The 23379-nt window shown below is 53.8% G+C and carries 26 protein-coding genes and 1 pseudogene; 14 read left to right on the top strand and 13 right to left on the bottom strand.

The annotated features are described in order from the left end of the window. Positions 1 to 23 precede the first annotated feature (23 nt). Positions 24 to 938 (bottom strand): hypothetical protein, encoded by a 915-nt coding sequence (locus HFD94_RS08225; protein WP_167432987.1) that lies wholly within the window; start codon positions 936 to 938, stop codon positions 24 to 26. A 209-nt stretch (positions 939 to 1147) separates the two neighbouring features. Between HFD94_RS08225 and HFD94_RS08220 the strand changes: the two genes are divergently transcribed. From HFD94_RS08220 to HFD94_RS08210, 3 genes are all read left to right on the top strand, one after another. Next, positions 1148 to 1387, top strand: a complete 240-nt coding sequence (locus HFD94_RS08220; protein ID WP_167432986.1) for a hypothetical protein — start codon at positions 1148 to 1150, stop codon at positions 1385 to 1387. A gap of 2 nt (positions 1388 to 1389) precedes the next feature. Further along, positions 1390 to 1713 carry a phage repressor protein gene (locus HFD94_RS08215; RefSeq protein WP_167432985.1) on the top strand — a complete coding sequence of 108 codons (324 nt, stop codon included), beginning with the start codon at positions 1390 to 1392 and terminating at the stop codon, positions 1711 to 1713. 138 nt (positions 1714 to 1851) lie between these two features. Further along, the gene (locus HFD94_RS08210; RefSeq protein ID WP_167433005.1) at positions 1852 to 2748 is read left to right on the top strand and encodes a LysR family transcriptional regulator; all 897 of its coding nucleotides are present in this window, start codon (positions 1852 to 1854) and stop codon (positions 2746 to 2748) included. A gap of 4 nt (positions 2749 to 2752) precedes the next feature. Here the strand turns inward: HFD94_RS08210 and HFD94_RS08205 are convergent, their stop codons facing one another. The 5 genes from HFD94_RS08205 to sapC form a co-directional block, all read right to left on the bottom strand. Beyond that, positions 2753 to 3865: an oxidoreductase gene (locus HFD94_RS08205; protein WP_167432984.1), complete on the bottom strand. Its 1113-nt coding sequence runs from the start codon at positions 3863 to 3865 to the stop codon at positions 2753 to 2755. A 217-nt stretch (positions 3866 to 4082) separates the two neighbouring features. Further along, the gene (gene fabI, locus HFD94_RS08200; protein ID WP_010244547.1) at positions 4083 to 4871 is read right to left on the bottom strand and encodes an enoyl-ACP reductase FabI; all 789 of its coding nucleotides are present in this window, start codon (positions 4869 to 4871) and stop codon (positions 4083 to 4085) included. A gap of 141 nt (positions 4872 to 5012) precedes the next feature. Beyond that, positions 5013 to 5816, bottom strand: coding sequence for a putrescine export ABC transporter ATP-binding protein SapF (gene sapF / locus HFD94_RS08195; RefSeq protein WP_010244550.1), 804 nt, complete (start codon positions 5814 to 5816; stop codon positions 5013 to 5015). Between the two features lies 1 nt (position 5817). Continuing rightward, positions 5818 to 6813 (bottom strand): putrescine export ABC transporter ATP-binding protein SapD, encoded by a 996-nt coding sequence (gene sapD, locus HFD94_RS08190; RefSeq protein ID WP_010244553.1) that lies wholly within the window; start codon positions 6811 to 6813, stop codon positions 5818 to 5820. Further along, a complete protein-coding gene (gene sapC / locus HFD94_RS08185; RefSeq protein WP_010670235.1) occupies positions 6814 to 7704 on the bottom strand; it encodes a putrescine export ABC transporter permease SapC in 891 nt (296 codons plus the stop codon). A 174-nt stretch (positions 7705 to 7878) separates the two neighbouring features. Here sapC and HFD94_RS08180 point away from each other — a divergent pair. Next, positions 7879 to 8159 (top strand): annotated as a pseudogene (locus HFD94_RS08180) (Arm DNA-binding domain-containing protein); the annotation flags it as partial. A gap of 68 nt (positions 8160 to 8227) precedes the next feature. Here the strand turns inward: HFD94_RS08180 and HFD94_RS08175 are convergent. Continuing rightward, complete coding sequence (locus HFD94_RS08175) at positions 8228 to 8431, bottom strand: hypothetical protein (RefSeq protein WP_010244562.1); 204 nt, start codon at positions 8429 to 8431, stop codon at positions 8228 to 8230. 595 nt (positions 8432 to 9026) lie between these two features. Between HFD94_RS08175 and HFD94_RS08170 the strand changes: the two genes are divergently transcribed. Further along, the gene (locus HFD94_RS08170; RefSeq protein WP_167432983.1) at positions 9027 to 9437 is read left to right on the top strand and encodes a helix-turn-helix domain-containing protein; all 411 of its coding nucleotides are present in this window, start codon (positions 9027 to 9029) and stop codon (positions 9435 to 9437) included. Between the two features lie 205 nt (positions 9438 to 9642). Here the strand turns inward: HFD94_RS08170 and HFD94_RS08165 are convergent, their stop codons facing one another. The 4 genes from HFD94_RS08165 to sapA all read right to left on the bottom strand — a co-directional run bounded on the left by HFD94_RS08165 (position 9643) and on the right by sapA (position 13775). After that, positions 9643 to 10533: a hypothetical protein gene (locus HFD94_RS08165; RefSeq protein ID WP_167432982.1), complete on the bottom strand. Its 891-nt coding sequence runs from the start codon at positions 10531 to 10533 to the stop codon at positions 9643 to 9645. A gap of 295 nt (positions 10534 to 10828) precedes the next feature. Continuing rightward, a complete protein-coding gene (locus tag HFD94_RS08160) occupies positions 10829 to 11035 on the bottom strand; it encodes a hypothetical protein (protein WP_010244571.1) in 207 nt (68 codons plus the stop codon). Positions 11036 to 11186: 151 nt separating this feature from the next. After that, complete coding sequence (gene sapB / locus HFD94_RS08155; protein WP_010244573.1) at positions 11187 to 12152, bottom strand: putrescine export ABC transporter permease SapB; 966 nt, start codon at positions 12150 to 12152, stop codon at positions 11187 to 11189. Next, a complete protein-coding gene (sapA, locus tag HFD94_RS08150) occupies positions 12153 to 13775 on the bottom strand; it encodes an ABC transporter substrate-binding protein SapA (protein WP_031292936.1) in 1623 nt (540 codons plus the stop codon). A 171-nt stretch (positions 13776 to 13946) separates the two neighbouring features. Here sapA and HFD94_RS08145 point away from each other — a divergent pair, with 171 nt between their 5' ends. Both HFD94_RS08145 and HFD94_RS08140 read left to right on the top strand, forming a co-directional pair. Continuing rightward, complete coding sequence (locus HFD94_RS08145; RefSeq protein ID WP_071785083.1) at positions 13947 to 14138, top strand: hypothetical protein; 192 nt, start codon at positions 13947 to 13949, stop codon at positions 14136 to 14138. Positions 14139 to 14283: 145 nt separating this feature from the next. After that, on the top strand, positions 14284 to 15519 hold the full coding sequence (locus tag HFD94_RS08140; RefSeq protein WP_167432981.1) for an MFS transporter: 1236 nt from the start codon (positions 14284 to 14286) through the stop codon (positions 15517 to 15519). A 92-nt stretch (positions 15520 to 15611) separates the two neighbouring features. On the opposite strand, the gene pspF is transcribed toward HFD94_RS08140, so the two are convergent. Then, the gene (gene pspF / locus HFD94_RS08135; RefSeq protein ID WP_010670227.1) at positions 15612 to 16613 is read right to left on the bottom strand and encodes a phage shock protein operon transcriptional activator; all 1002 of its coding nucleotides are present in this window, start codon (positions 16611 to 16613) and stop codon (positions 15612 to 15614) included. A 164-nt stretch (positions 16614 to 16777) separates the two neighbouring features. Here pspF and pspA point away from each other — a divergent pair, with 164 nt between their 5' ends. The 7 genes from pspA to tyrR all read left to right on the top strand — a co-directional run bounded on the left by pspA (position 16778) and on the right by tyrR (position 22701). Next, positions 16778 to 17443, top strand: coding sequence for a phage shock protein PspA (gene pspA, locus HFD94_RS08130; protein ID WP_052271819.1), 666 nt, complete (start codon positions 16778 to 16780; stop codon positions 17441 to 17443). Positions 17444 to 17478: 35 nt separating this feature from the next. Beyond that, positions 17479 to 17706 (top strand): envelope stress response membrane protein PspB, encoded by a 228-nt coding sequence (gene pspB / locus HFD94_RS08125; protein WP_010244592.1) that lies wholly within the window; start codon positions 17479 to 17481, stop codon positions 17704 to 17706. Then, complete coding sequence (gene pspC / locus HFD94_RS08120) at positions 17703 to 18053, top strand: envelope stress response membrane protein PspC (protein WP_010244595.1); 351 nt, start codon at positions 17703 to 17705, stop codon at positions 18051 to 18053. Before pspB ends, pspC begins: the two co-directional genes overlap by 4 nt. Before the next feature lie 61 nt (positions 18054 to 18114). Beyond that, the gene (gene pspD / locus HFD94_RS08115; RefSeq protein ID WP_010244599.1) at positions 18115 to 18363 is read left to right on the top strand and encodes a phage shock protein PspD; all 249 of its coding nucleotides are present in this window, start codon (positions 18115 to 18117) and stop codon (positions 18361 to 18363) included. Beyond that, positions 18344 to 19741: a YcjX family protein gene (locus HFD94_RS08110; RefSeq protein WP_010244602.1), complete on the top strand. Its 1398-nt coding sequence runs from the start codon at positions 18344 to 18346 to the stop codon at positions 19739 to 19741. Before pspD ends, HFD94_RS08110 begins: the two co-directional genes overlap by 20 nt. Next, positions 19738 to 20799, top strand: coding sequence for a YcjF family protein (locus tag HFD94_RS08105; protein ID WP_122888835.1), 1062 nt, complete (start codon positions 19738 to 19740; stop codon positions 20797 to 20799). The genes HFD94_RS08110 and HFD94_RS08105 overlap by 4 nt, the downstream gene beginning before the upstream one ends. 336 nt (positions 20800 to 21135) lie before the next feature. After that, positions 21136 to 22701, top strand: coding sequence for a transcriptional regulator TyrR (tyrR, locus tag HFD94_RS08100; protein WP_010244616.1), 1566 nt, complete (start codon positions 21136 to 21138; stop codon positions 22699 to 22701). A gap of 50 nt (positions 22702 to 22751) precedes the next feature. Here the strand turns inward: tyrR and tpx are convergent, their stop codons facing one another. Next, on the bottom strand, positions 22752 to 23255 hold the full coding sequence (gene tpx / locus HFD94_RS08095; protein ID WP_052271823.1) for a thiol peroxidase: 504 nt from the start codon (positions 23253 to 23255) through the stop codon (positions 22752 to 22754). Between the last annotated feature and the right edge of the window lie 124 nt (positions 23256 to 23379).

Genomic DNA, 23379 nt, shown 5'->3' with positions numbered 1-23379 from the left:
GGCGCGGTGGCCGGGTTTCGGTTCTATCGCCCTGGTAAGGCAGGTCGCTGTACGGCTATTAATATTTGCTCTGCCTTTGGTGCTGGCAATGCGCCTTCTCCAACCTTTTTTGTTAGATAAGGAGCAAGATGGGTATGCACATAAGTGCTTTGAAGCCAACTACGGAATACACCCAATGACAGGATAGGGTATATCCATGCTTCCTTTTGATTGCCCTGCGCCTGAGGAAAATTCTCAGGATAGTTATGTGGAAACTTTACTCTTTCCCCATATTGATCAGCCAAGGAATTTTTAGACCAGTATTTACCCCAATGAATACCAACACTTATGTCAGGTATAGATTGCGCATCCAGTTTGAAGTTACTGTTAGCTAAATGAAATGTTAGGTCAGCCATTTCTCGGAAAATTGAGAAATAATTGGCAGGGATCTGGTCATTAAGTTGCAATCTTTGCTGGAATACTTGCAGGGAAGCAAGAGTGCTCGCCTCGCTGTAGCCAGTTCGCTGATAAATGAACCTGCGGAATGAATCACGAGCCAGAATTCTATAATTGTTTCTGGCTACTTCAGAATTGGGCTGGCTTGCATCTAGAGCATAGTATTCCAAGATCGACATGCAAACGGCATCGGTATAAGCATGGACCTCACCACCATTCCCCTTCGTTTTAATGACAAGCTGATCTGAGTTGTAACCTTGAGCTGTAAGTGAGGCGTCGATTTTTCTTCCTCTAGGCTTCAGTCTTTCTGCTGGCCAATTTGCCGCTATACCTTGGATTACTGAGGGAGCAACGCCGCACATTATGGCAAGACCGCGCATTGTTAAATAGGGAGTTCCGTTAGACAAAACCCCCATCTGAATCCCATCTATTTCTACTTCACGAATAGCCCTTAAATTCAAATCTAGCTGTTCACCATTTGTGGGTGGATTGAATCTATCCATTTGAAAATCCTGATTTAATTGGTGTTCTGCAAACGTGCAGCTTTCCCTGAATTGTCATACGGCTAAGTCTCATGCTTGGCTCGTGCTGTGTGTATTATCTTCATATCTATAAAATGCTATCGGAAGAATAAAGCCAGTTCCAGACTTGATCAAATCTACCGATCGATATTACTGTTTATCCATACAGTATTATCGCGGGAGGATTTAACATGGCGAGAGAGAGTGACATACAGGCGGCGTTCATAGGCGCACTGGCGCTTGACGGTCGGGGGCGGCAGATTGTCACCACGGCAGCATTCCAGAAGCGCCTGGATGACGTTAATCACGTCTGGACGCTGGCAGAGTGCAATCGGTGGATTCGGCGTTACCAGAACTTCTTCTTCGGGCTGGTTACCGAGGAGAGTGAGAATAAGACCTGGTCGTTACGCAACATGGGATACGTGAGGTAGATATGGGATTTCCATCACCTGCAAACGACTATATTGAGCGCCGCCTGGACCTGAACGACATCCTGATGCCTCGCCGCAACAACATGCTACTGATTGAGACGCCGGACGGGTTCGTACTGGCCGACAAATCGCTGAAGCCAAAGTCGGGCGATAAGGTCGCATTCCAGCTAGGTGAGTTTCCGCAACTGGGCAGATTGTTCAGTACAGGGATTATCACTTCGGACGGTGAGACGATCGACGGAGAGGGCATGGACGGGATTATCGTGCTGGGTAAGGTGACGGCCGAGGTAGTGTCTGTCTATGAACCGCTGAGGCCGACAATTTGAACCGAAGTCATATCAGGCATAATATGATGTTAAGCGCGACGTGAAAGTCATAGTGAAATTTTATTTAGTACATTGCGTAGTACATAAAAAACAAAAAGGCTAAAATATAAATGCGTAAGTTATTGATGGTAAAAGAACATAGACATTAAACAGCTTATTTACTTGTGTAACCTGGAGCGTGAACGCCATTTCGGGCGGGCCGCGGAAGCCAGTTTTGTTACGCAGCCAACCCTCTCTATGCGCCTGAAAAATCTTGAGCGCGAGCTGGGCCTGCCGCTGATTAACCGCAGCAATAACTTTGCCGGATTTACCCCAGAGGGCGACCGTGTGCTGGCGTGGGCGCGGGAAATTGTTTCGGTCTATCAGGGGCTGAAGCTGGAAGTGGAATCGCTGAAGCATGGGGTGAACGGTACGCTGCGGGTTGGCGTGGTGCCGCAGTGCAGTATGGCACTGCCGCTGCTGCTGAAAGCGGTGCAGGCGCGTTATCCTCAGCTCGACTATCGCATTGCGGTACTCAGTGCTGACCAGTTGCTGGAAGCACTCAACAGCCACACCGTGGATGTCGGGATCGGTTTTTTCGAGATGGCAACCCTGCGTGAACTCCATTTTCAGACCGAGATGCTGGCAGATCGGGGCGTTGAAGCCATATTCCATCCCGACCATTTTCCTGAGCTGGTGGGGGAAACCGCGCTGACGCTTGATGAAGTGGCACAACAGCCGCTCTGCCTGGCGGAGCCGACGCGTTATTTCCGGCGTTATCTCGATATGGCGTTTCGTGAAGCGGCGCTGGTGCCCCGGGTGATCGTGGAGAGCGCCTCTGTCATGCAGCTGATGCAGTGCGCGCAGGTCGGCCTGGGGCTGCTGGTGTCGCCGGTCGGTCATCTGCTGGCCGCTTCATTACAGGGGCTGCAGCAGCGCGCCATCACGCTGCCGCCGATGGCGCGCCAGGCGGCGCTGGTCATCGCTGAGCCTAGCCGTGCCACACCGCTGGCACAGCACTTTTTCGACGAAGCGCGCGGTCTGCTGCCGGTTTAGCCGGCTACTGCGATTCGCCCAGTGCGTAAAACAGGCGGCTGTTCCAGTTGCCTATGGCAACACTCTGCATCAGCGCGAACAGTGCATCAGCCTCCCAACCCGCCTCCATTAGCGGTTGCAGATGGGCCGCGCTGAAACGCTCTGGCGAACGGGTCAGCTGCGCCGCCAGCGCAATAATCTGCTGCTCCTGGTCTTTTGCCCCAGCATCATCCACGCCCTCTATTAACATCTCATGTCCGGCCAGCAGCCGGAACGCCCAGCGACTGCCCAGAATCCGGGCGGCCGTCGCTTCTGCCAGGGTATTGTCCTGAGTGAGATGCTGACGCAGTTGCGCCCAGCCATAGAGCACTGAGGGATCGTGCGCCAGCAGCCATACCGCGTCCTGCATTCCCGGCAGCGATTGACAGCGGGTAATGGCAGCGAGCTGCTCAGCACTGGCATACCGCAACTCCAGCGGTTTCAGCACGGGCTGCCAGCGGGCAGGCTGATCAAAACCTGCGGCCTCAGCATCCGGTGGTGCAGTGCTGCCGGGCAGCCAGCGTACCGGCTGGGCCTGCAGCGCCTGTAAACCGGCGACCACCCGCGCCTGATAACTGACAAAGCCGATCACCTGATTCAGCGTCACAATATCGGGCTCTGTCAGGCCGACTGCATCCAGGGCAGTGATTGCGCTGGCGCTGATCAGCTCAGGCTGCATCGCCAGCTGGCGTGCATACTGCGTAATCTGGGTGAGGCGATTATTACTTTCACGTGAGGAGTCGGGCCCGGGCAACGGATTGAGGCGGGCAGAGTAGTGATTACACAGCCGCTGTACACCCGCCACCTGCGCTACCGTCAGCGCCGTGCTGAGGCGATCGTAAAGCGTTAAGGTATGCGTGAGCGTGGTGACGACGCGGTCGGGGAACAGCAGCTGTGCCAGATCGCGCGCCGCCAGCAGGGCGGGCTGATTAGTGCGCAGCAGTGACTGCACCACGTTGTCATCGGTGTAACAACCCAGCAAAAAACGGTCATCGATATGGGCGGCCTCTGGCACCAGCGGTGCGGCCTGTGAGGTACGTGGACTGGTCTGGCTCTCGTAAAACCAGTGGTTATGGCCCGGATAGCGGCGTTGTTCCATGATCAATCCTTTTGCAAATTCGGGTTCGGTATGCAGGCGGCAGAATCTGAAAATGTGCATAAACCGAAGGGCAGGCTTATCGTCGCTGATGGCCAGTCCGGGGCAAAAGATTGATCGGTGATAATTAATAGCGTTACGGTATAACGGCAGCGAAATCAGGCAGGAAGGGCGAGGCGGGAGCAAAGAGAAGGGCGAGCCAGGCTCGCCCTTGCAGAACTTATTTCAGTTCCAGTTCGTTCATTGCGGCGATGCTGAAGCCGCCATCAACGTGTACCACTTCACCGGTGATGCCGCCAGCCAGGTCAGAGCAGAGGAATGCTGCTGAGTTGCCGACATCTTCGATGGTAACGGTACGGCGAATCGGGGTGACCGCTTCGCAGTGTGCCAGCATCTTACGGAAATCTTTGATGCCTGATGCTGCCAGGGTGCGGATTGGACCGGCAGAAACGGCGTTAACACGCACGCCTTCCGGGCCCATGGCGTTTGCCATGTAGCGCACGTTGGCTTCCAGCGACGCTTTCGCCAGACCCATCACGTTGTAGTTCGGGATCGCGCGCTCAGCACCCAGGTAAGAGAGGGTCAGCAGCGCAGAGTGTGGATTCAGCATCTCGCGGCACTCTTTGGCCATCGCGACGAAGCTGTAAGCACTGATGTCATGCGCGATTTTAAAGCCTTCGCGGGTAACGGCGTTCACGTAGTCGCCAACCAGCTGCTCGCCAGGGGCGAAACCGATAGAGTGAACGAAACCGTCAAATTTCGGCCAGGTTTTTGCCAGTTCAGTGAACAGAGATTTGATGCTCTCATCTTCGGCTACGTCACATGGCAGCACGATGTCTGAACCCAAATCTTTGGCAAACTCTTCCACACGACCTTTTAATTTGTCGTTCTGGTAGGTGAAAGCCAGTTCTGCGCCCTGTTTGTGCATCGCCTGTGCAATACCGTAGGCGATGGAAAGTTTACTGGCAACGCCAGTAATCAGAATGCGCTTACCGGAAAGAAAACCCATAGCTGTAATCCTTATGGTCATTGTAGTTGGCGGCCGCATGGTTAAAAAGTAAGCGACCGACGTTAATCGACGTGCGGATTCTAGCACGTCTCTCATAAATCAGGTAAATCGGCCCGCAATTTCCGCGATATGCAGCAAAAATCAACGCTCTCGCCGCCAGGCTTCGGCACTCAATGCTTCGCCAAAGTGGCTGCTGATCAGTCGTCGGGTCAGATCGTGCAGCGGGGAGGCCAGTACATCAGCGGTGCCGCCGCGCTCGACCACTTCGCCCTGATGCATCACCAGCACCTTATCGCTGATGTGCTTCATCATCCCCAGATGCTGGGTAACATAAATGTATGCGATACCATGCTTCTCCTGCAGTTCCAGCATCAGATTCACCAGCTGGGAACGCATGGTCATATCCAGTGAGGCCAGCGCTTCATCGGCCACAATCACTTTGGGTTGCAAAATCAACGCGCGGGCCAGCCCCAGACGCTGCTTCTGACCGGGTGCCAGCATGTGCGGATAATAGCCGGCGTGATCGCGCAGTAATCCCACCTGACGCAGGGTGGCGATAATGCGTTTCTCTCGATCCTCCGCGCTGAGATCGGTATTAAGCCGCAGCGGGAACTCCAGAATCTGGCTGATACGCTGACGCGGATTCAGGGAGGTTGAGGGGTCCTGGAAAATCATGCGGATGCGCTGACTGCGATAGCCATAATCGCCGAAGGTCAGCGGATGATCGTCTATCAGAATCTCACCTTCGGTAGGGGCGACCATGCCGCTGAGCATCTTCGCCAGCGTGGACTTGCCGGAGCCATTTTCGCCGATTATCGCCAGCGTCTGCCTCTCGCGTAGGGTAAAACTGACCGACTTCACCGCCTCAACGTGCTGACGGCGGAACAGGCCCGTGCGATAGCGAAAGGTTTTACTCAGGTTGCGCACTTCCAGCAGGGTCTCCATGCTACTGGCCCTCCATATTCAGCGGGAAATGACAGGCATAAAGATGCGTTTTGCTGCCGGTGAGCCGTGGCGTTTCAATACATTTGCGCTGCGCATAAGGGCAACGTGGCCCCAGACGACAGCCAATCGGCAGGCTCTCCAGCGACGGGATCGCCCCTGACAGGGTATTGAGACGGCTTTTGTGCGGCAGGGATCGTCCAAAATCGGGCATCGCCCGAATCAGCGCCTGAGTATAAGGATGGTGCGGCGTACTCATTAAATCTTCGCTCTGGGCGGTTTCTACCGTCTGACCACAGTACATCACGTTGATACGGTCCGCCCACTGGCTCATGGTGCGCAGGTCATGACTGATCAACAGAATGGTGGTGTTGTTATTCTGGTTCAGACGGCTCAGCAGGCGGAAAATCTGCGCCTGCGTAGTGGGTTCCATGGCATTCGTCGGCTCATCGGCAATCAGCAGACGCGGCTGATTAGCCAGCGCAATCGCGATCATGACTTTCTGGCATTCGCCTTCGGTCAGCTCATAGGGGAAGCTGCGCATTATATCTTTGTGATCTTTAATGCCGACGCGATGCAGCAGTTCGATGGCGCGGGTTTTGCGCCAGAACCAGAAGCGTTTCAGCCACGGACCTTTATACGTCCAGCGCGGGATCACCTGCATCAACTGACGACCGATGCTTTCAGAGGGATCCAGACAGGATTGCGGCTCCTGAAAAATCATCGAGACGTTATGTCCGATAATGCGGCGGCGCTCGCGCGACGACAGGCGCAGCAGGTCGACATCATCAAATACCATGCGATCGGCGGTGACACGCCAGTTATCGTTAGTTACGCCGCAGATCGCCTTGGCAACCAGACTCTTACCGGAGCCGGACTCACCGACCAGGCCACGGATTTCACCTTCGCCCAGCGTCAGATTGACGCGATCGACCGCTTTGACCGGTCCGTCAGCGGTCATAAATTCAATGGTCAGATTACGGATATCGAGTAACGGCATTTATTCCACTCCCGCTTCGACGGCGCGACGGATGCCGTCACCGAGCAGGTTAACAATTAATACGCTGACCATCAGCGCCACACCCGGCAGCATAACGGTCCAGGGGGCGACGTAGATCAGCTCCAGCGAATCACCCAGCATCGCTCCCCATTCGGGCGAAGGCAGCTGCGCGCCCAGATCGAGAAATCCGAGTGCGGCAATATCCAGAATCGCCATCGATAGCGCGCGGGTAATTTCGGTGATCAGCAACGGTAAAATGTTAGGCAAAATGGCGTAGCGCAGGATGTTGCGGCCTCTGGCACCGTCAAGACGTGCCGCCACCACATACTCTTTTTCCAGCTCATCATGCACGGCACTGTAAATCTCGCGCACCAGACGTGGAATCAGCGCCAGCCAGACCGCCAGCAATGCATGCTCGAGTCGTGGTCCGAGAAACGCCACCACGATAATCGCCAGTAACAGCGACGGAATAGAGAGCAGGGTGTCCAGCACGTGGTTCATCACCGCCGAGCGTATGCCATGCGTCATGCCCGCCAGTACGCCCAGCACCAGCGCGCCGAGCGTGGCGAACAGCGTCACCAGAATCGCCGAACCCACCGTCGGGCCCGCACCGCTCAGCAGGCGGCTCAGCACATCCCGACCCAGATCGTCGGTGCCGAGAAAGAAGGAAACATCGCCATAATGTGACCAGGATGGCGGCAGCAACTGATAACCCAGGAACTGCTGATCGATATCGTATGGCGCTATCAGCCCGCCAAACAGACAGAGCAGCAGCAGTGCGCCAAAGCCATACAGCCCGACCATCGAAATCGGGTTGCCATAGAAATGGTGCCAGCTCTGACGAAACGCGCTGGGCAGGCGTTTTTCGGCGTAAATATTATCGGAGGGCATACGCTTTCACTTTATTGTGCTTTACTTCGGACAACGTTTTTTTATAAAAATCATTCATATCAGAGGGTTATCCTGATGGCATGCTTTAAGTTTTTTTATCATGGCTGACTCTGAGTAGCGTTAATTTATGTGTTTTGTGTACGCCTCTGCGTAGACGCAAAGAAGATGTCCACATTGCAGACAGACACTAAGCTCAGGAAAGCGCTGGGTAAGCGCCGCGACAAAGCAGAGGTTATCTTCGACTCGCACGGACTGAATGTCAGGCTCTCCATTCGAGGCAACGTGACATTTTTCTACCGGTATCGCTGGGAGGCTTAGCCCGTCAGCTGTCTACAGGGGATTATCCGTCGATATCCCTGTTACAGGCAAGGAAACGGCGTCAGCAATTTCGGCTCTGGATTGCAAAGGGTTATGATCCGCGTCGGCATATCATCCTGAACAGCCTGAAAAAAGTTATATTCACCTCCGGATAACAGGCAATAAAAACCGCCCTGTTGGGCGGCGGATTAGATCTTAGCGGAGGCTACGCTGGCCGGACCCTGGCCTTTGTCGGGTGTCCATCAGGCCCATCGTCATGGGTGTGGTCAGGATCCGGCTCAATGATCACGATATAATCTTTACCTATCCCATCGCGCGTTAACGTCACTAAATCTCCGGCAACAGGTTTGGTGTCAAACTCATGTTCCTCTTCAACGCCAGTATCTTCAAAAATTACAGCGAATTTCATTTTTCGTCCTCTTTCTGATAAACCGCGTCGTTACCGCGAGGTTTGTTGCTGACGCTTACATAAAGAATTTTAGCCTATCCTGGAAATATCAGGCATCTCAGTGAATTACCTGATTCCGATATTACGCGCGATTACCGGCTGGCTTCAGGTGTCCCGGTGTTCAGACCGCTATGGACGCATACCCGCCTGGCGGTTTCAGGTGCAGACGCTCTACGCGACTAGCTACGCGATTAGCTCACTACTGAAACCCTGCTGTAACCCGCACCGGAAATCGTTCATGATGCTGCATGAGTAATACACCGTAGATCATCCACAGAAGACGGATAATCCAACACCTAAGACGTTCGCCTCAACAGAGATCCCTTTTTGTGCAACATTGACAGATTCTTCATCATTTCCAGATTGTTCATTGATGACTTTGAGGGATAGTCGCGTCCTGAGAGTGAACTCTTTACTAAAGGAGATAAATCGGTGGCGAGAATAAAATGAAAGGAGCTTAGACAAGGGAATTGCAAACGATCAATATAGAATTAAATTTTGTGTGACAATGGATTTGAATTAAAAGAGACCGCAAAAAACGCAAAAGGGGGATGGCATGACAGATAAAAACTTCTTTAATGCATTAACAGAATGGATTGATGATCATGCGGATGAAAAAATAAGCCTGGATAAAGTGGCTAAAAAAAGTGGATATTCAAAATGGCACCTTAACAGAATGTTCACAAAACAGTGCGGAGTCAGCCTCGGGAAATATATTAATAACACCAGAATGCAGGCGGCCTCGCTGAGTTTAAGGTTTACTGAAGCCACTATTGCAGAGGTAGCTGATCAGTTCAACTACGACTCACAGCAAACGTTCACTCGCGCCTTCTCACGACATTTTGGTATGCCTCCCGGCATCTGGCGAATCACTGATGCTGCAAAAAAATCAGATAAGAACTCTCTCTGCTTCCCCAGCGATGACACCATTTTCAGGCAGAGGTTAATAGCTTACGTAATGCCGTAGGTTTACCTGATTGTATCCGCAGAAAATTATTATCTACAGGACGGCGGGGAAGGACCGCGATGCATAAAAAATTAAAATCGGCCCTGAGATTAAACGTTTTATCTTTAAACACCCTTCATTGGTGCCTGGCAATTCAGGAACGCGCGGTTTTGTGCTAATTTTCAGCCGCTTTGTTGCAGAAAATAAGCCTGATTCCTAAGAAAGATTAAAAAATTGTTTTCCCCGTGGAGTGCGCATCCGCCCAGCGAAGCTTATACGTCCATTCTTTATCAAGTGAACCGATTGAAAGCCTCATCTCCTTGCCCGTCTGCTTACAGTAGTCCCGTGCCGCACCAATGTTTTTCCACATAAGCAAACTACCCGGGCTAAGGTCCGAATATTTCATGTTAACGCCGCCGTTTGGCACATCAAAATAGATAATGTGTTCACTCTCAGCCATGAAGAGCAGATCCATTGCGCATGGCTCGTTCCCAACAAAAAGAATATAGCCGAAGAGCATCCTTTTCATGGCAACGATAAGCGTGATCAGGTTCTCCCTGGAATAACAGGTTATGTTGTCAGAAAAACGGGATTTAAAAAGGAAGATATAATAGTCTGCCAGCTCTTCAGGGCTGAATTGATTCATATCACAGCAGCGGCCACCCGCACGTATGAACCGGTTGTATTCGTTGCGGCGATTCTTTTCTGTTTTAACTGAATAGCTCTCTTTTACAAAGCACACTTTATTTTTTCGGGCAAAAGAAAAGTTAAAATTTATGAAGTTGTGCTTGTTGAAATGTGACATTTTATTTGTTCTTTCAGGGAAACACATAGAAGCATTTTTAGCCGCTGGCACCATGATCTCATCATAAGATAGCGGGAATTTTTTCCATTGATCGACACCTATCCGTGAGTGATCCAGCAGGGCATACGCGGCAATATAGCCACCTTGCTTTACTTTATGAAAATACGTTGCCTCATGACCTGTGCGAGATGAGAAAAACCTGATCACGTCAGGATGCATATTAACACTCCCGCCAAAACGGTTAAAACAGTGCTCATAAATGCCAGCGTCGGATTTTTCCCAGCCGTAAAGCATTCTTTTGAAGTGGCTCATATAAAATGTTAAACCTGATAGTTGTTCTGATAAACCGAGTTAAAAAGATGGCTCCTGAATGTCAGCCACCCTATGCTATCTTTTCCTGTCACTAACTCCGGACAGATGGTCTCTGCTGTGACATTTTAATCAGGGCATTATGTATTTTTTTTATCAACGTAAAGGCAAGGAAATATCAAGAATCTATCAAGCGATGTCGTTTTATTGCTTTATATTTGTGAGGGCTGCCTGACATTTATATCAAGTTTATCTGAGTCACCCGCGTAATAGCCTGACCGGGTGACTTCATTCTCTTTCAAACAATCCGCTGGCTCTGCTCCCGGCGATGCTTATGATAATCCTCATCACACTCGCTTGAACAGAAAGCAGTTTCAGCCACTACGGGCTCATCTTTGCACCAGATGCATAAGCCGTTTGGGCTTTTAAGTTTGGCCTTACGAGCTGCCAGAGAGGCAGCGAGATGCGCTTCTTCACGCTCCTGTGCCAGATCAACTTCATCCATAAATGTTCATCTCCTCATTAATTATTACGCTTCGAACTTAAATCGGTTTCTGCAGGAACAATATTCGTGTACATCAATTCCTGCTTGCAGCACGACTTCTGAAAGACAAAAGTCATATGTTTATTCTATGTTTGCCTTAGCGCCCTGAGCGTTAGCGCAGGGCATACCATTCCTTATGTTTCAGCGGATTCATGGCCGCACCAATCACGTCAGAAATCACATTGACCAGAATCACCAGCCCGCCAATCACCATCACGCCAGCGGAGATCGCCGCGTAATCCTGCTGTCGAATCGCGTTTATCAACCAGCGGCCCAGACCCGGCCAGTTAAAGACCATCTCGGTGATCATCGCCAGCGTCAGCATGGTGGAAAATTGCAGACCCAGACGCGGGATCACCGGCGGCAGCGCATTATGCAGCACGTGGCGGCGGATCACGGTAAACGGCGAAAGACCCCGCGTGGCCGCCGCTTTGACATAATTTTTGTCCATCACGTCGCTGGTGCTGTTGCGCAGCAGGCGGATCACTTCCGTCGTCGGCGCCATCGCCAGCACCAGCACCGGTAAAATCAGGTGGTTCAGGACGCTGATTATCATCTCATGTCGCCAGGGCGAAGGACTCATCCAGGCATCAATCAGCGCAAAGCCCGTGACACTCTGCACCGGATAGAGCAGGTCGTGACGACCGGACACCGGCAGCCAGCCCAGCGTCAGCGAGAAGAACAGCGTCAGCAGTAGCGCCAGCCAGAAAATTGGCGCAGAGAAGCCAATCAGCGCCAGCGCACTGATGGTTTTGTCCTGCCATTTATTGCGCATCACGCCGGCACAGATCCCCAGCGGGATCCCGACCAGCAGCGCGAACAGAAATGCCAGGATGCACAACTCCATGGTGGCCGGGAAAACCTCACGCAGTTGCAGGCCAATCTCCTGACCGTTGGTGCTGGAGACGCCGAAATCAAACTGCAGCATCCCTTTAAACCAGAACCACCAGGCGTCCGAGAGCGCCGCGCCTTCCAGCGGGGCGTCAGGTGTAAAGTAGCTCAGGCTGAAGCTCACCAGCGACAGCAGAAACAGGGTAATGATCAGTAGCAGCAGGCGCCGCAAAATATAGATAATCACTTACTTTTCCTTATCGCTTTCACGATAAACCCCGGCAAACGAGGCGTTGCCAAACGGACTCAGGACCAGCCCTTTAATATCATGACGAAACGCCTGCAGTCGCAGAGAGGATGCCAGCGGCAGCACCGGCAACTCCTGCGCCAGAATCTGCTGCGCTTTGTCATAACTGTCGATGCGGCCAGAGAGTTGTTGTGATAACAGCGCATTCTGCAGCGTTTCGTCAAAGGCCGGCGAGCACCAGTGCGCGTAATTGGTCTGCGAGCGAATCGCCGCACAACTGAGCAGCGGCCGGAAGAAACTGTCTGGATCGTTACTGTCGGTGGCCCAGCCTGACAGTGTCAGATCATGATTCATCGCCATCAGCTGCGCCTCCTGAAAACGCCCCTCTACCGGCACAATGGTCAGCCGGACGCCAACCTGCGCCAGATCCGCCTGCAACAGTTCGGCGGTTTTCAGCGGGCTGGGATTCCACGACTGCGACGCGGCAGGCACCACCAGCCGCAGATGCAGATCGCTGATGCCCAGAGCTGCCAGTGCGGCACGGGACTTCTCCGGATCATAGCTTGTGATGCGCGCATCATTATCATATGCCCATGAGGCGCGAGGTAATATCGAGGCGGCGGTTTCGGCGGTGCCGTAATAGATTGACTCCATCAACCGCTCATTGTTGATCGCCAGCGCCAGCGCGTGACGCACCTCAGGGCGGTCGAGCGGCGGCTTACGGGTATTAAAGGCCAGATAGGCGATGTTCATGCCGGGACGCAGCGTCATCCGCAGGCGCGGGTCATCGCGCAGGATGGTGAGCTGGCTGGCCGCGGGATAGGCAAGCACGTCACATTCACCGGTCAGAAGCTTGGAAAGCCGCCCGGTGCCGCCCGAGCCGAGATCGATCACCGCCTGTTGCAGACGCGGCACCCCTTTCCAGTAGTGAGGATTGCGCGCCAGGCGGATGTACTGACCGGTGCGGTATTCGCTGAGCTGATAAGGACCGGTGCCAACCGGTTGTCTGTCCATCTCTTCCTGCCGGCCCTGCGCGGTAAGCTGGTCGGCATACTCTTTCGACAGCACTGGTGCATAGTGGGTCGCCATGTGCCACAGGAACGACGCATCCGGGCTGTTTAACCTGAACTCAACCGTCCTGTTATCGATTTTCTTCACGCTCTGCACGGAGTCGGAGAATTGCAGACTGTCAAAGTAGGGATAGTTGCCGCCGTTGACGTTGTGCCAGGGGTGATTGCGGTCAAACATCCGGGCGAAGCTGAACACGACATCGTCGGCGTTCAGCGCCCGGGTGGGGCGGAACTGATTCGTCTGCTGAAACTGCACGCCGCTGCGCAGATGAAAGCGATACGTTGCGCCGTTATCGCGCACTTCCCAGCTGGACGCCAGATCGGGCTTGAGACGATAGGTGTAAGGATCGACATCCAGCAGGCGGTCATAGAGTTGTGCCGCCAGCGTATCGACAGTCAGCCCGCTGCTGGCCATCTGCGGATTAAAGGTGTTCAGCGTGCCGCTGACGCAATAGACGAAGCCGGTCTGGCGGATATCACCCGCAGGCGCTGACCACGCAGGGGCACTCAACACGCTGAGACTTAGCAACAGCGAACATATTAGTTTTGACATAGAACTCAACGATTTTGAGGCATTAAACAGAGTGTATCGCAAAGCGGGCATTGTCCCAAAACCTGCAACCGCTGCCAGACTGATTTTCATCATCGCGGCGGTAAAAAGAGCGTACAGAAGGTGTGGTAATGAGAAAAATTCTCAATAACTTGTTTACAGATGATAATAAGAATGATTATTATTCATCTGCGCTTCGACGGTGGCTCTGCCGTAGAAGAGCACGACATTGCTCACATTGCTTCCAGTATCGTTGCCCGCCTGTTGGCGGGCTTTTTTTTGGTTTTTATAGAGTGGCATGCCTGCCTGGACGGGGAAGGGAAAGCTGCTGAAAGAACCGGCGCTTTAAATGCGGTGTGGCGATGAAAAAAGGGAGAGAAAAGTCAGTTAATGCTGATGTTATCTCTGCTGGCCTCCCGTTTAGCTAAGCGGGTCCTGAATTAAACCGCACTTAACTATTACAAAAACGCAGGTACTATAAGCTCATCTTCTGGTCACCCACTTCCTGGCAATGAATAAATTCCAAAAAAACGTTCAGGCTTTTCAGCATACATCCTTTCGCTATCTTTTTTTTGGACGCCTGTTCACCGTGCTGGGCAATGGGATTGCACCCATTGCGCTGGCTTTTGCGGTACTGGATATTGGCGGGTCTGCTTCTGATTTAGGGATAGTGGTTGCGTCCCGTTCACTGTGTAACGTGCTTTTCCTGCTGGTGGGCGGTGTTGTCGCCGATCGCTACTCACGCAGTCGGGTATTAGTTTCATCGGCAGTAGTTGCCGCTGTTTCTCAGGCTATCGTCGCCTGGGCTGTGCTTGATGGCTCTGCAACCGTCATTAGCCTGACTTTGCTGGGTGCTCTGAATGGTGCGGCGGCAGGCATCGCACTGCCTGCATCGTCTGCGCTGGTTCCGCAGGTAGTTCCTGCAACGGATTTGCGTCAGGCTAACGCGTTAATTCAGCTGGGTATTTATGGCGGTACGGTAATGGGGGCATCGATGGGGGGAATTATCACCAGCGCTGTCGGGCCGGGCTGGGGGCTGGCAATTGATGCGCTGGGTTTTGCTGTTTCCGCGCCGCTCTATTTTCTGATCCGTGTGAAATCGAATAAAGCCGCGGCTTCGCAAGGCAATATCCTGCTCGATATCAAAGAAGGCTGGGCAGAGTTCGCCGGACGAAGCTGGATTTGGTCGATAGTCCTTCAGTTCGCCATTATCAACGTCGCGTTCAATGGAATTGTAGAGGTATTTGGCCCGACGATTGCCGACGCCTCTTTCGGGCGGGCGCGATGGGGAATTATTGTGGCTGCTCATAGCGTAGGTTTAATTGCAGGTTCATTTCTGGCCATGAAATGGCATCCACGTCGTGACCTTCTGATTGGCGCGATGCTGGCGGGTCTTTGCGCACTTCCAATATTTATGCTGAGCCAGGATGCGTCAGCAGCACTGCTGATAGTGGGATTCTTCATTGCTGGCATGTCATTGGGCCTGTTCGGCGTAACCTGGGCGCACTCATTACAGACTCATATCCCACCGGATAAGCTGGCTCGCGTGTACGCTTATGATGCGATGGGTTCCTTTATCGCCATTCCCTTTGGACAACTGGTCGCGGGGCCGCTGGCAACACACTTTGGTATGAGTGCTGTATTGCTGATGTCAGCGCTGGCCGTGGTGATGGCTACCGCTGGCGTCGGTCTGGTTCCTGCCATCAGGCAACCTGAAAAAATGGGGACTAAGTCGCACAACACATAATGGATAGGTGGCTCAACGTGAAAAACAGCCCGGTTTATACCGGGTTGTTAATTCACAAAGCAGAGAAAAATCATAGGTTGGGGCGGCGTTAATTAACTCTCTGCTTTTATATCGTGCTTCTTCATCATTGCGCGCAACTGATGATAGGTGACGCCTAATAAGCCAGCCGCACGGCGTTGGTTATAACGTGCCTGTTGCAGGCTGGCTTCCACCAGATCCCGCTCCTGCTGATTCTGCCATTGACGCAGATCCAGCGGCAGGGCAGGCAGCGCGCTGCTATCCGCCTCCTGACTGGTCCGGATGACAGCAATCGGTTCAGGGCGTGAAGCAAACGGGTTGATAATCACATTATCCAGCGGCTGCTCGCTGCTGTTATGACGATAGACCGAGCGCTCCACCACGTTTTTAAGTTCGCGAACGTTGCCGGGCCAGTGGTAATCAAGCAGAGCCTGCTGTGCCCGTGGGGTAAAGCCGGGAAAAAGTAACAGGCCGAGCTCGCGACACATCTGGATAGCGAAATGATCGGCCATCACCAGTATATCGCTGCGTCGTTCGCGCAGTGGCGGTAACTGCACCACATCAAAGGCCAGACGATCCAGCAAATCGGCGCGGAATTTTCCCGCCGCCGCCAGCGCGGGCAGGTCTTCGTTGGTCGCACAGACCAGTCGCACATTTACCTGCAGGGAGTGATTGCCGCCGACCCGCTCCAGCTGTCCATATTCAATTACCCTGAGCAGCTTTTCCTGAACCAGCATCGGTGCCGTTGCCAGCTCATCCAGAAACAGCGTGCCGCCGTCAGCACGTTCAAAACGGCCAAGATGTCGCTTCTGCGCGCCAGTAAAGGCGCCAGCCTCATGACCAAACAGTTCAGAATCGAGCAGATTTTCATTCAGCGCGGCACAGTTCAGCGAGATAAATGGCCCCTGCCAGCGGTCAGAGAGATAGTGCAGTCGGCTGGCAATCAGCTCTTTGCCCGTTCCACGCTCGCCAATCACCAGTACCGGTTTCTCAAGGGGAGCCAGTTTGGATACCTGCTCCAGCACCTCAAGAAAATTGTTCGACTCCCCGAGGAGATTATCGCTAGTGCCTGTCATGATGAATTTCGCCACCCCTTAATCATTTTGACTATCTTAAAACAAGCGGGAAGGGCTGTAAAATTTAAAATATGATAAAAATCAATAAATTATAAAATTGGCACGCATTTTGTATTAACTCAGCAGGACTTCACGTTTTAAAACATTAAAAGAGGAACATCATTATGGGTATTTTTTCTCGTTTCGCCGACATCGTTAATGCCAACATTAATTCCCTGCTGGAGCGTGCGGAAGATCCGCAGAAACTGGTCCGGCTGATGATTCAGGAAATGGAAGACACCTTAGTTGAAGTGCGCTCCACCTCTGCACGCGCACTGGCTGAAAAGAAACAGTTGTCACGCCGTATTGAGCAGGCGGAGATTCAGCAGGCTGAGTGGCAGGAAAAAGCGGAGCTGGCGCTGCGCAAAGATAAAGATGATCTGGCCCGTTCGGCGCTGATTGAAAAACAGAAACTGACCGATCTTATCGCCTCCCTGAAACAGGAAGTGGGTCATGTTGAAGAGACGCTGGAGCGCATGAAAGGCGAAATCAGCGAGCTGGAGAAAAAACTGAGTGAGACACGTGCCCGCCAGCAGGCGTTGACGCTGCGTCATCAGGCGGCCTCTTCATCACGCGATGTTCGTCGTCAGCTGGACAGCGGTAAGATCGATGAAGCAATGGCACGGTTTGAATCTTTTGAACGTCGCATCGACCATATGGAAGCGGAAGCAGAAAGCCACGGTTTTGGTAAACCAAAGACGCTGAACCAGGAGTTTACTGACCTGAAAGCGGACGATGAAATCAGCGAGCAGCTTAATGCGCTGAAAGCCAAAATGAACCGCAGTGAGTAATCATCGACGTTGCGATAAGTGATTAAGGAGAGTCAATGAGCGCACTTTTTTTCGCCATACCGTTAACGATCTTCGTGTTGTTTGTCGCACCGATCTGGTTATGGCTGCATTACAACAACAAACGCAACGGCGGTTCGGAACTGTCGCAAAGCGAAATCCAGCGCCTGCAGCGCGTGACCCAGGACGCGCAGCGGATGCGCGAACGTATTGACGCGCTGGAAGCGATTCTGGACGCCGAACATCCAAACTGGAGGCAGCCATGATTAAAGGACGCAAGTTGTGGCGCAAGCCAGATGAAGGGAAATTTATGGGTGTCTGCGCAGGCCTGGCAGAGTATCTCGATATTCCGGTTCGTCTGCTGCGTGTCATCGTGGTGTTATCACTGTTCTTTGGCCTGTTTCTCTTTACGGTGATCGCCTACTTTGTGCTGGGTTTTGTGCTGGATGTGAAACCCGCCTCTGCCTCCCAGACTGAGCGCCAGCCCAGCGCCAGTGAACTGCTGGATCAGCTGGAGAGCACCCTGCAACGGGATGAGCGCAGCGTGCGCGACCTGGAACGCTATGTGACGTCTGAAACCTTCAGCGTGCGCAGCCGCTTCCGCCAGATTTGATTCTGCTACTGTTATTGCCGGGCCTGTCTCAGGCCCGTTCGCTCACTCAATGGAGGTGTTGATGTCTTTTTCGCGATCCACTGCTTTTCGTCACCGCGCGGCACCTGCATTGAAGTCGGCCGCCAAATTCATCATTATTAATGCTGTTACCTACGGTCCCGCCGGTGTCACTGGCTGGGCAGTGAAATCGGTAGCGCGACGCCCGTTACGTCTGCTGCTGGCTGTGGCGCTTGAGCCATTGCTGAAACGCGTGATGAACCGGCTGGCATCGCGCTTCATCAGGGAGAAAGATGAAAAGACTGCAAACTGAATTGATGGCGTTGATGAACCGTGGCGTTGATCGCCACCTGCGGCTGGCGGTAACCGGATTAAGCCGCAGCGGCAAAACCGCCTTCATCACCTCACTGGTTAATCAGCTTTTAACCGTTCACAGCGGCGCGCGTTTGCCGCTGTTTTCCGTGGTGCGGGATGAGCGCCTGTTAGGCGTAAAGCGGGTACCCCAGCGTGACATGGGCACGGCCCGTTTCACCTATGACGAAGGGCTGGCACAGCTCTACAGCACGCCGCCTGCCTGGCCCACACCCACACGCGGCGTCAGCGAAATGCGACTGGCGCTGCGTTATCGTCCCAATGATTCGCTGCTGCGTCACCTGAAAGAGACCGCGACACTCTATCTGGAGATTGTCGACTATCCCGGCGAATGGCTGCTGGATCTGCCGATGCTGGCGCAGGATTATCTCGCCTGGTCCCGGCAGATGAACGGTCTGCTGCAGGGCGATCGTGCTGAGTGGGCAAAGCCATGGCGAACCCTCTGCGAAAAACTCGACCCGCTTGCACCCGCCGATGAAACCCAGCTGGCAGAGATTGCCGCTGCCTGGACCGACTATCTGCATCGCTGCAAATCTGAAGGCTTACACTTTATTCAGCCCGGTCGCTTCGTGCTGCCTGGCGATATGGCAGGCGCTCCCGCGCTGCAGTTCTTCCCCTGGCCGACGGCTGATGAAGCGCAACTCACTAAGCTGGCGCAGGCGGACAAGGGCAGTAACTTCAGCATGCTGCAGCAGCGGTTTAACTACTACTGTCAGCATGTGGTGAAAGGTTTCTATAAAAACCATTTCCTGCGCTTTGACCGCCAGATTGTGCTGGTTGACTGCCTGCAACCGCTTAACAGCGGACCCCAGGCGTTTAACGATATGCGGCTGGCACTGACGCAGCTGATGCAGAGTTTTCATTACGGTCAGCGAACCCTGTTTCGTCGGCTCTTTTCACCGGTAATCGACAAATTGCTGTTTGCCGCCACCAAGGCGGATCACATCACCAGCGATCAGCACGGCAATATGGTGTCACTGTTGCAGCAGCTGGTGCAGGATGCCTGGCAGAACGCGGCGTTTGAGGGGATTAGCATGGATTGCATCGGGCTGGCGTCGGTGCAGGCGACGCAGAGCGGGCTGGTCGATCACCGGGGCGAGAAGATCCCGGCCCTGCGCGGAAACCGGCTGGATGATGGTGAGCCGCTCACCGTCTATCCGGGTGAAGTCCCGCCGCGTCTGCCCGGTAATGCCTTCTGGCAGCAGCAGGGTTTTCAGTTTGAACAGTTCCGGCCGCAGCAGCTTGACGTCGATCGCCCGCTGCCACATATCCGCATGGATGCCGCGCTGGAATTTTTATTGGGAGATAAATTGCGATGAGTGATCCGCTGAAGCCGCGTATCGATTTTGCCCGTCCGCTGGATGAGAACAGCGCCACGCCGCTGCGCCCGGCACAGACTTTTGAAGCGGAAGCGCAGGCGGCGTTTCTGGCGGTGCAGGATGAAGAAGTCGCTGTCGAAGAGGAGGGCGCAGGCGAACGGGCGGTGGAGGCTGCGCTGAAACCTAAGCGCAGCCTGTGGCGCAAACTGGTGACCGCTGGCGTGCTGCTGTTTGGCGTCAGCGTGATTGCGCAGGGTGTCCAGTGGACACATGACGCCTGGCTGGCCCGCGACTGGTTTTCACTGGGCAGCGGCGTGGCGGGTGGTCTGATTGTCCTGGCGGGTGTGGGTGCGCTGACCACCGAGTGGCGTCGTCTCTATCAGCTGCGTCAGCGCGCCGAAGAGCGGGATGTGGGCCGTGAGCTGCTGCACAGTCATGGTATCGGCAAAGGCCGGGCATTCTGCGAAAAACTGGCGCAGCAGGCAGAGCTGGATCAGGCGCATCCGGCCCTGCAGCGCTGGCATGCCTCGCTGCACGAAACCCACAATGACAGTGAAATTGTCCGCTTATATGCGCAACTGGTGCAGCCGGTGCTGGATCGGCAGGCGCGGCGCGAAATCAGCCGTCATGCTGCGGAAGCCACGCTGATGATTGCGGTCAGCCCGCTGGCGCTCGTGGATATGGCGTTTATCGCCTGGCGTAATCTGCGGCTGGTCAATCGCATCGCGGCTATTTACGGCATTGAGCTGGGCTACTTCAGCCGCATCCGGCTGTTCCGTCTGGTGCTGCTCAACATGGCCTTTGCCGGGGCTTCCGAACTGGTGCGGGAAGTGGGTATGGACTGGATGTCTCAGGATATCGCCGCCCGGCTTTCCACGCGCGCCGCGCAGGGTATTGGCGCGGGTTTGCTGACTGCAAGACTGGGCATCAAAGCGATGGAACTGTGCCGTCCACTGCCGTGGCTGGAGCAGGATAAACCACGGCTTGGCGATTTCCGTCGTGAGCTGCTGGGCCAGTTGAAAGAGGCGTTGCAGAAGGGCGGCAATAAGTCAGCCTGACGCTCTTGTGACAAATTAAAGGCGGCATTGCCGCCTTTATTCTTTAGTGTGGCTGGCGCAGCACCTGTCGGGAGTCGATGACCAGACACTCACCCGGACAGCCCGACTCATCAGTGATCACCGGATCCGCTGGCAGCGTGTAGGCCATTCCATTTTTCTCCCTGATAAAATGCGCCATCCCGGCAAACATTTGTGACCACTCATCAGGATTTTCTCGGGCAGTACAAAAGTCCGCCATACGCGTCGGAGCTGTCAACTTTTCCTGACAGATCCCTTTCTGCAGGTGCGCGACTTAGCGTATTATTGTCTTATCTGAACCTGATTAAGGCGAACGCAATGCGTCTGGAAGTGTTCTGTCAGGACCGACTCGGTCTGACGCGTGAACTGCTCGATCTGCTGGTGGCACGCAACATTGATTTACGCGGTATCGAAATCACGGCGCTGGGCCGCATCTACCTGAACTTTTCTGCACTGGAGTTTGATGCCTTCAGCAATCTGATGGCTGAAATCCGGCGTACACCGGGCGTAACAGATGTGCGCACGGTAGCGTACATGCCCTCTGAACGCGAGCATCGTGCGCTGAGCGCCCTGCTGGTGGCGATGCCGGATCCGGTTTTCTCCATCGATCTGAAAAGCAAGGTTGAACTGGCTAATCCGGCCGCACAGAACCTGTTTAATCTCGATGAAGAGAAGATGCGCAACTTTAGCGCCGGTAATCTGATTAACGGCTTCAACTTCATGCGCTGGCTGGAGAGCGATCGGGTTGAAGCGCAGGCGCAGCATGTGGTCATTGAGGGCCGCGATTTTCTGATGGAAGCGCGTCCTATTTATCTGCCGGGCGAAGAGGGCCAGATCAACAGGCCAGTGGGGGCGATGGTGATGCTGAAGTCGACAGCCCGCATGGGTCGTCAGTTGCAGAATCTGGTGGTCACCGATGAATCGGAGTTTGACCATATCATTGCTGTCACGCCGAAGATGCGTCAGGTGGTGGATCAGGCGCGGAAACTGGCGATGCTCGATGCGCCTTTACTGATTGTTGGCGACACCGGCACCGGGAAAGATATGCTGGCACGCGCCTGCCATCTGCGCAGTGCCCGCGGTAAGAATCCCTTTTTGGCGTTGAACTGTGCCTCTCTGCCCGATGACGTCGCCGAAAGCGAGCTGTTTGGTCATGCCGCCGGAGCCTATCCGAATGCGCTGGAAGGTAAGAAGGGCTTTTTTGAGCAGGCTAACGGCGGCTCTGTGCTGCTGGATGAGATTGGTGAGATGTCGCCGAGAATGCAGACCAAGCTGCTGCGTTTTCTCAATGATGGCACCTTCCGCCGCGTCGGTGAAGAGCATGAAGTGCATGTCAATGTTCGGGTAATCTGCGCTACGCAGAAAAACCTGATTGAGCTGGTGCAGCGCGGAGAATTCCGCGAGGATCTCTTTTACCGGCTCAATGTGCTGACGCTGCAACTGCCGCCTCTGCGCGATCGTCCGCAGGATATTCTGCCGCTGACCGAGATGTTTGTTGCCCGCTTTGCGGATGAGCAGGGGATGGCGCGTCCGCGACTCTCGCCGCAACTTAACGCTTTTCTGACTCGCTACGCCTGGCCTGGTAACGTGCGTCAGCTTAAAAATGCGCTTTATCGGGCGTTAACCCAACTGGAAGGTTACGAACTGCGTCCGCAGGATATCGTGTTGCCTGAACAGGCACTGGATGTGTCACTGGGCGATGAGGCGCTGGAAGGGACGCTGGATCAGATCACCAGTCGTTTCGAGCGGTCGATTCTGACGCGGCTCTATCTCTCCTATCCCAGCACCCGAAAACTGGCAAAACGGCTTGGTGTGTCGCATACGGCGATTGCGAATAAATTGCGGGAGTATGGTCTGGGGCAGAAGCGCACCGAAAGCGAGTAAACGGCAAACAGAAGATGAGAAGCGGATAACCTGGTTATCCGCTTTTTTTATTACTTCAGCGAGGTCAGCGCAGCGTCATAATCAGGCTCAGTGGTGATTTCATCAACCAGCTGGCTGTAGATCACTTTATCGTTCTCATCCAGCACAATCACGGCACGTGCGGTCAGACCTTCCAGCGCACCATCGGCAATTTCCACGCCATAATCATATTTAAACTCTGAGCCGCGCAGCGTCGACAACGTCACCACGTTGTTCAGGTTTTCTGCGCCACAGAAGCGCGACTGGGCAAACGGCAGATCGGCAGAGATGCATAACACCACGGTGTTATTCAGTTCGCTTGCAGCCTGATTGAACTTGCGCACCGATGAAGCACAGACACCGGTATCTACGCTCGGGAAAATGTTCAGAATTTTGCGTTTTCCTGCATACTCAGAGAGCGCGACGTTGACCAGGTTTTTCGCTACCAGCGTGAAAGCTTTGGCTTTATCGCCAGCCTGAGGAAACTGACCAGCAACCGGTACGGCGTTACCCTGAAAATGAACAGTCTGAGACATAGTGATTCCTTTTAATGATAAAAAAGATCTGACACAAAACGGCTAAAGATAGCCGTTGTTTATGACATAAATGTTAAGGGTTTACGAGTTCAATTGTGGAATTTAACGTGGCGGTCTGCCACTG

This window comes from Pantoea sp. EKM20T (assembly GCF_011800485.1).
Taxonomy (GTDB): Bacteria; Pseudomonadota; Gammaproteobacteria; order Enterobacterales; family Enterobacteriaceae; genus Pantoea; species Pantoea agglomerans.
Note: the sequence above shows the minus strand (reverse complement) of the source record. Positions and strands in the feature narration are given on the sequence as shown.